The organism is Clostridium sp., from assembly GCF_021443865.1.
Classification (GTDB): domain Bacteria; phylum Bacillota; class Clostridia; order Clostridiales; family Clostridiaceae; genus Clostridium.
In genome coordinates this window covers 1-8,422 of record NZ_JABUTB010000128.1, presented here as the reverse complement: position 1 = coordinate 8,422, position 8,422 = coordinate 1, and the positions used below count along the sequence as shown (strand labels likewise).

At 27.4% G+C, this 8,422-nt stretch carries 7 protein-coding genes and 1 pseudogene; 1 reads left to right on the top strand and 7 read right to left on the bottom strand.

All coding sequences use genetic code 11. The features are described 5' to 3' along the window. Nucleotides 1–46 precede the first annotated feature (46 nt). From HUJ77_RS14655 to HUJ77_RS14645, 3 genes are all read right to left on the bottom strand, one after another. The gene (locus HUJ77_RS14655) at nucleotides 47–385 is read right to left on the bottom strand and encodes a hypothetical protein (protein ID WP_291709903.1); all 339 of its coding nucleotides are present in this window, start codon (nucleotides 383–385) and stop codon (nucleotides 47–49) included. Between the two features lie 129 nt (nucleotides 386–514). Next, a complete protein-coding gene (locus HUJ77_RS14650) occupies nucleotides 515–2,746 on the bottom strand; it encodes an AAA family ATPase (protein ID WP_291709901.1) in 2,232 nt (743 codons plus the stop codon). Nucleotide 2,747: 1 nt separating this feature from the next. Then, on the bottom strand, nucleotides 2,748–3,047 hold the full coding sequence (locus HUJ77_RS14645; protein WP_291709900.1) for an ATP-dependent Clp protease adaptor ClpS: 300 nt from the start codon (nucleotides 3,045–3,047) through the stop codon (nucleotides 2,748–2,750). Between the two features lie 176 nt (nucleotides 3,048–3,223). On the opposite strand from HUJ77_RS14645, the gene HUJ77_RS14640 reads away from it, so the two are divergent. Continuing rightward, complete coding sequence (locus HUJ77_RS14640) at nucleotides 3,224–3,628, top strand: hypothetical protein (RefSeq protein ID WP_291709898.1); 405 nt, start codon at nucleotides 3,224–3,226, stop codon at nucleotides 3,626–3,628. A 388-nt stretch (nucleotides 3,629–4,016) separates the two neighbouring features. Here the strand turns inward: HUJ77_RS14640 and HUJ77_RS14635 are convergent, their stop codons facing one another. The 4 genes and pseudogenes from HUJ77_RS14635 to HUJ77_RS14620 all read right to left on the bottom strand — a co-directional run. Next, entirely contained in the window at nucleotides 4,017–6,452 is a 2,436-nt protein-coding gene (locus HUJ77_RS14635) for a heavy metal translocating P-type ATPase (RefSeq protein ID WP_291709896.1), read from the bottom strand. Between the two features lie 157 nt (nucleotides 6,453–6,609). Further along, nucleotides 6,610–7,401, bottom strand: a complete 792-nt coding sequence (locus HUJ77_RS14630) for an ABC-2 family transporter protein (RefSeq protein WP_291709893.1) — start codon at nucleotides 7,399–7,401, stop codon at nucleotides 6,610–6,612. Nucleotide 7,402: 1 nt separating this feature from the next. After that, the gene (locus HUJ77_RS14625) at nucleotides 7,403–8,113 is read right to left on the bottom strand and encodes an ABC-2 family transporter protein (protein WP_291709891.1); all 711 of its coding nucleotides are present in this window, start codon (nucleotides 8,111–8,113) and stop codon (nucleotides 7,403–7,405) included. 111 nt (nucleotides 8,114–8,224) lie between these two features. Further along, nucleotides 8,225–8,422, bottom strand: a pseudogene (locus HUJ77_RS14620) (sugar ABC transporter ATP-binding protein); the annotation flags it as partial.

Here is an 8,422-nt window from a genome sequence, read left to right as displayed (position 1 = left end):
TAAATAATTCTTAAAAATATATCTTTTATCTGACATCCATACCTCATTATTCCTTCAAAAATACTTGTATTCCTTTCATAATAATATTAAAGAATACTAATTCGATTATGCCCATAAGACCAATAATAATAATAAAATTCATATTGAAATATATAGCTGATGAAGATAGAAAAACGTATAAAGCTCCTTCAACTAAAACAATTTGTCCAATCCATATTGAAAAACTTTTAATATCAGTTATTCTTTCAATATCAAAATCTGCATTTATATAAGAAAAACTCTCTACTATTGGTTTTAAAATTGATAACTTTTTCTTTGTAGTCACTAATCCCCCTATAACTATTTCTGTAAATCCCCACACTAAAATTAATATATTTAGAAACAAAAATAATCCCTCCCTTAAAAGATCACTTTATATAATATCTATTTTATATCTTTTTTAATTAAAGTAAAATAAGATATTATATAACAATATAAAATTAATTAGGAGCTGTCTATGCAGCTCCTAAAATTATTACTTTGCAAGTTTAAAAGTATTATTTTCAATATCTACTATACAACTTCCACCCTTTGATAAATCTCCAAATAGTAACTCATCAACTAATAGAGGTTTTATTTCTGAACTAATAACTCTTATTATTTCTCTTGCTCCAAATTCCTTAGATAATCCCTTTTCACTTATAAAATCAATAGCCTTATCAGTAAAGCTTACTTCTATATTTTTTCCCTTTAATTTATCTTTAAATTTATTTAATTCCTTATTTGTAATATCTCTTGCCATAGCTTCATTTATTTGATTAAATACAACTACTTTATCTAATCTATTCCTAAATTCTGGGGTAAATGCTCTCTTAACTTCATCACTTATTGCATCATTATTTAATGTGCCTCTTGCAAATCCAACTAAGTTTTTACCTATATCTCTAGCTCCAGCATTTGATGTCATAATTAATATAACATTTCTGAAATCTGCCTTTCTTCCTTTATTATCTGTTAGAGTTGCATAATCCATTACTTGTAATAAAACACTTAATATATCAGGATGTGCTTTTTCTATTTCATCTAACAATAATACACAATTTGGCTTCTTTCTAATTGTATCAGTTAAAAGACCACCTTCTTCATAGCCTACATATCCTGGTGGAGATCCTATAAGTTTAGCTGCTGCATGCCTTTCACCATATTCACTCATATCAAACCTTACTAGTTCTATGCCTAAAGTCTTTGATAATACCTTAGCTATTTCAGTTTTACCAACACCTGTTGGTCCAACAAATAACATTGATGCAACTGGTTTATCTTCATCATTTAATCCAGCTCTTGACATCTTAATACATCTTGCAACTTCTTCTATTGCTTGATTTTGGCCAAATATTGAATCCTTCAATTCCTTTTCTAATATTTTTAATGAATTTATTTCTGTATTTTCTATAGTTTTCTTAGGAATATGACATATCTTAGATATTATCTCTTCAATGATAGACTCGTCTACTAATCCATTAGAATATTTTTCTCTATTTATATCTACAAATGCACCTGCTTCATCTATTATATCAATAGCTTTATCAGGTAAGAATTTATCATTAATATATTTAGAACTTAAATTAACAGCTGATTTTAATGCTTCATCAGTATAACTTACTTTATGATACTCTTCAAATACATCCTTAACGCCTTCTAATATATCTATAGTTTCTTCAACAGATGTTTCCTTAACCTCTATCACTTGGAATCTTCTTACTAATGCTTTATCCTTCTCAAAATACTTTTTGTAATCATCATAGGTAGTTGCTCCTATAAATCTTATTTTACCTTCAAGTAAATATCCTTTTATTAAGCTTCCTCCATCTAAAGAACTACCATTTAAAGCACCAGCTCCAACGATATTATGAATTTCATCTATATAAACTATTGGATTTTCGTAAGTCTTTATTTCATCTAATATTTGTTTAATTCTTTCTTCAAAATCTCCTCTATACTTTGTTCCTGCAAGTATAGTTCCTATATCTAATGAGAAAATATCAGCATTTTTTAATTTTTCTGGAACATTCCCTTCTTTGATTTGTTTAGCAAGTCCCATTGTTATTGCAGTTTTTCCAACCCCTGGTTCTCCTATATGAATTGGATTATTTTTAGTTCTTCTGCATAATATTTGTATTGTCCTATCAATTATGTCTTCTCTTCCCACTAAAGGATAGTTGTCTTCTTCAATTAATTCTGTTAGATTAGTACAAAAAGTTCTAACTATACTTTTATCTTTCTTTTCTTCAGATTTATTGACTTTAATTATTTTAATAGCATCCTTAGCTAAGTCTTCTTCCTCTAATTTATTATGAGAAAGTTCAAATAATAAATCTTGTTTTGTTATTCCTTGCTTATCTAAATAATATACGGCATAGCTATCCTTTAATGCATAAATTGCTGAAATAACATGCTCTAGAGCTACGTAATTTCTTTCACTAAAGGCTGCTTGTTGAGTAGCCACTATTAATACATTTTTAATTCCAAAGCTTTCTTCTGGTTCTCCATCTTCTTCAAACTTCTCTAGGTTTTCATTAATGTAACTTGTTAAATCATATCTTAATTCATCAATATTTCCATTTAATTTAACAATTATATTCTTAAATACATCATCATCTAAAGCACTTAATAGTAAATGTTCAGGTGTAACATATTCATTTTTATTAGTTTTTGCTGTGCTATAAGCTCTAAGCAAAATATCACGTACCACTTTACTTATATCCATTTTAATCCTCCTCTACTGTAAGCTTAAAGGGAAATCCCTCTTCCCTTGCCATTGAAATAGCTTTATTTTTCTTTGTAACAGCTATATCATAAGTATATATTCCTGCTATACCCTTACCTATTTTATGAACTTCCATCATAATCTTGTTAGCTTCTTCAAAACTCTTATTAAAAATAATATTTAAAATAGCAACTACAAACTCCATAGTTGTAAAATCGTCATTATACATAATAACTTTATATTTTTTTGGTTCTTTCACTTTAATGTGGCTTTTTTCTATTATCTTTGAATTAGTTTCCAAAACAACTCCTCCATTTTTCCTTTTGATTCTATAATGAAGAAACATATTCTTATATGATATTTATTATATATTATATTGTATTTAGTTGCAAAATACTATCATTTGATATCATCTATTATTATATTTTTATGTAACTAATAATTTTATAATCATATAATATATTGAGGTGATAAGTCATGGAAGAACAAAATATATATGGATACAATGAAAGAGCAAAGCCTAACACTGACAATTATCTAACACTATATGAAACTAATGAAGTATTGAAACAATTACCTAAAATTCTTAATCAAATGAAAAACATAATTTTAAGCACTAACAATAGCCTAGCATTATTACAATCTGAAGTTAGTATAATGAAAGCTGAACAAGAAAAATTTAAGAAAGACGTTACACGTGCTTTAAATATTGTTTCTAATAAATTTTCAAATATAGATAAAATAGAAGAAGACTTAAACATTTTAGATGAAATTCTAGGTAAAAGATTTAGTGATATCGAAGATGAACTAATTTTAACTCAACAAATGGCAGCTAAAAATCTAAATGAAGTATTAAAATTTAAAGAGCATTGGAAAATCTAGTAGGGCTGCAATTTAAAATTTCAGTCCTTTTTATATTTCTATAAAAACAACTAATAAAAAAAGTAAATTAATAATCACTTGCTGAAATTANTATTTCTATAAAAACAACTAATAAATTTTCATTATTTGTATTATTGTTTTCAATAGCATTAAGGGGAGATTCATTTATATCATTAGTTTTCCCTCATCCAACAAATAATAAAATTACTATAGATAAAGTAAATATTAATGATTTGAATTTCATATTCATTTCCTCAAAACTTTTAATCATTAATAATTTCCCCATACTTATATAGAATATTTATGCTTTTACTTATTTACTGTAGGCATAAATTAAAAGACTCTAGTTTTCACTAGAATCTTTTAAGTCTAAATATTATATTTTAATTTATATACTTGGTTTAAAGTTTCTAAGTCTTAAAGCATTTAATAAAACTGAAACTGAACTTAAGCTCATAGCTCCTGCTGCTATCATAGGATTTAGTAATGGACCTCCAAAGATATGAAGTACTCCCATTGCAACTGGTATTCCTAATACATTATATGCAAATGCCCAGAATAAATTTTGCTTGATATTTCTTATAGTTGCTCTACTTAACTGTATTGCTTTAATTACATCTAGTAAATCACTTCTCATAAGAACTATATCTGCTGATTCCATTGCTACGTCTGTTCCTGAACCAATTGCTATTCCCACGTCAGCTTGAACTAAAGCAGGTGCATCATTAATTCCATCACCAACCATTGCAACTTTTTTATTTCCAGATTGTAATTTCTTAACCTCATTAGCTTTATCTTCTGGTAATACTTCTGCTAATACTATATCTATACCTACTTCTTTTGCAATTGCCTTTGCTGTTTTCTCATTATCTCCAGTTATCATAGCTACTTTAATTCCCATATTATGAATAGCTTCAATTGCTTTTTTACTATTCTCCTTAACTGTATCAGCAACAGCTACTATCCCTTTTATTTCATTTCCAATAGATAAAAACATAGGTGTTTTACCTTCTTCTGCTAATTCATTAGATTTATTTTGTAAGTCACCTAATTCTATTTTTCTTTCAGACATTAACTTTTTATTTCCTAACAATATAACATTATTATCTATTCTTACTTCTATTCCATAGCCAGGTATAGCTTTGAAATCTTGTATTTCTTTTAGCTTAAGATTCTTTTCTTCTGCTGCTCTTACTATTGCTTCTCCTAATGGATGTTCAGATCCCTTTTCTGCACTAGCTGCTAAAGATAAAATTTCTTCTTCGCTTATATCCTTTGTTATTATATTAGTAACCTTTGGCTTTCCTTCTGTTATAGTTCCTGTTTTATCAAAAACTATAGTTTCAACCTTATAAGCAGTTTCTAATGCTTCGCCGCCTTTTATAAGGACTCCATTTTCAGCACCTTTTCCAGTTCCCACCATAATAGCTGTAGGTGTTGCTAACCCCAAGGCACAAGGACATGCTATAACTAAGACAGCTATAAATATAGTTAATGAAAATACTGCTGATTCACCTGCTAAATACCATCCTAAAGCTCCTATAATAGCTAATACTATTACAGTTGGTACAAAATATGCTGATATTACATCTGCAAGCTTTGCAATTGGAGCTTTAGTTCCTTGAGCATCCTCAACTAATTTAATTATTTGAGCAAGTGCTGTATCATCCCCAACTTTAGTTGCCTTATATTTTATAAATCCTGTTTTATTAATACTTGCTCCGATTACTTTACTTCCAACAGTCTTTTCTACTGGGATACTTTCCCCAGTAAGCATAGATTCATCTATTGAAGTATTTCCTTCTACAACTTCTCCATCAACAGGAAGTTTTTCACCTGGTTTAACAATTACAATATCAAGAACCTTTACTTCTTCAATTGGAACAGTAAGTTCTTTTCCATCTCTAATTATATTGGCAGTTTTAGGTGCTAATCCCATAAGCTTCTTAATAGCATCTGAGGTTTTACCCTTTGATACTGCTTCTAAATACTTACCTAAAGTTATTAATGTAAGTATTACAGCTGCTGATTCAAAATACAGATGCATTGCATATTCATGGTCTCCAATATTTATTTTATATATAGCAAATAATCCATAAATAAATGCTGCTGATGTTCCTATTGCAATTAAAGAATCCATATTAGGGCTTAACTTAAATAAGTTTTTAAAACCTACAATATAGAACTTATAACCAATTATCATAACTGGTAAAGTTAATATAAGTTGTGTTATTGCAAAGTTAAGAGGATTCATCATTGGATCTATAATATGCGCTAAATGCAATCCTACCATATGACCCATTGATATTATTAATAAGGGAACTGTAAAAATAATAGATAAAATAAATCTATACCAAAGTTTTTTATGAGCAGGAATTTTCTTTATAGAACTTTCTTTTTTTTCTTCTACAATTAAGTTATATCCGGCTTTTTCAACTATATTCTTTAACTCATTCACAGATATTTTATTTTCATCAAAAGTTATATTTAATTTTTCTGTAGCAAAGTTTACTGATGAGTTTTCTACACCACTTGCTTTCTTAGTAACTCTTTCAACTCTATTTGCACAAGCAGAGCAAGTCATACCCTCAACTTTAAAACTATAGCTTTTAATATCTTTTTCTACTCCATATCCTGCTTTTTCTATTGCACCTTCAATATCAGAGCTATTTAGTTTATCATTATTGTATTTAACACTTAAAGTTTCTGTAGCAAAATTTACATTTGCGCTATCTACTCCATCAAGTTTACCAACAACTCTTTGAACTCTATTAGCACAGGCCGAACATGTCATACCTGTTATCTTAACTTTTTCTTCCTTCATAATTCTGCCTCCCTTCACCCACCCCGTGGGGGTGTCTTATAATATAATTATATTACTATTATTACCTTTGTCAATAATAACTCTATTAAAGCATTATTTATATTTATACAAAAATAATAGACATATATCTACTAAGAGATAGATATATGTCTATTATTTAACTTCCTGCACTTTCATATACACTAATTCCTTTTAACCAAATATTATAGGATACTGTTATAGATACTAAACTAACTATAAAAGGCAAAACAATTCCTGTTATAATATTTCCTTCTCCAATAAAATATATTCCTGGATAATAGCCAGTAAATGCAAATGGTATAATAAAAATCAGTATAAATTTTATGGCACTTGGATAAATTCCCATAGGATATTTTGCAAAAGTACTTATTTGATATGCCATAAACATATGGGATTGAGAAAACTTAACCCAAAAAGCTATAGAAGATGTTGCAAGCTTTATAGAAGTATATATTAAGGTTGCACAAAGAATAACAAAAATGAACCCAATTATTTTTAATAAATTGTAGGAAACATTTAAATTTATAGATGATATTACTATTAAAATACCTCCTATTATAACCTCTCCTAGGCCATCTGGTTGAAAGCTTTCTGATATAACTTGAAATAATGGATTTATAGGCCTTAATAAGTATTTATCAAATTCTCCGTTAACGATAGTCTTCCAACTGAATATCCATAGATAATCTGTAAATATATGATCTATTCCTCTTGGAATTTGAGCAAAGCCATAAATAAATAATATTTGATAAAAACTCCATCCTTCTAATGTTGGTATTACATTAAAAATTAGTTTAATGAAAATAACTCCAGCTAATTGAACTAAAATAAACCCAATTAACCCCAATATAAAATCCATTCTATATTCCATTAGTGTTTTTATATATTGTTTTAAAAATTTTGAGTATAATTTTATATATTTAAACATCTTATCCCCCTAATATTGTTAATTCTTTTATTAAAGCCTTCCAAGTATACTTTCCAATTATCATAAGTATAATTACCCATATGAATTGAATAAATATTGCTTTAACAACTTCAATATTAGTAAGTTTTCCTAGATATATCATACTTGGTGTATATATCATAGAGCTGAAAGGGAGGAAATTAAAAAATCCTTGCATCCAACTTGGGAAAAATACTATAGGTATTAATGCCCCAGATAATAATTGTGATAAAGCATTCATAATCTGGGTTAATCCCCACATATTTGTTATTTTGAAAGATAGTAATCCAAAGGCATAGCTATAATAAAAATTAATAATAAAGCCTGTAAAAATACTAATAAAGTATAAAACTATATTTACTATAGAAACTGTGCCACCATAACTAATTTGTAGTATAGTTACAACTGTAAATCCTATAATGAATATAATTATGAATTTATACATTAAATTACCTAAGGCTTCAAAAAACATTCTTTTTTCATAATTTATAGGCCTAATTAAATTTATTGCTATTGAACCATCCTTAACTTCTCTACTTATTAAATATCCTATATCTGCATTAACAATTAATTCTGTTATAAAGGATATAAGAACGTAAACTACCATTTCATTTAAAGTAAAACCCTTAATTATCATACTATCTGAACTTTTATATATAGCCTTCCACAAATAAAATGTTACAAATAATATCATAAGTTCTCCTAATAAAAATATTATTGTATTTGCCCTATATGAAAGATTTTTCTGGAATGTATTTTTGCTAAAGGTTAAATATGATTTTATCTTAAAAAAAGAACTCAATATTTACACCTCTTTTCTGTATATCTTCTTTATTATCTCTTCAACGCTAGTATCAAGAATTGAAAAGTCTAATACAATATACCTAGATATTATTTTAGATATTATTTCAGCTTGATTTATATAATTTTTGTTAAACCTTATAATAATTTTATTATCTGAAATTTTCATTTCTAAATTTTCTTTATTAATGTTCATATCAAT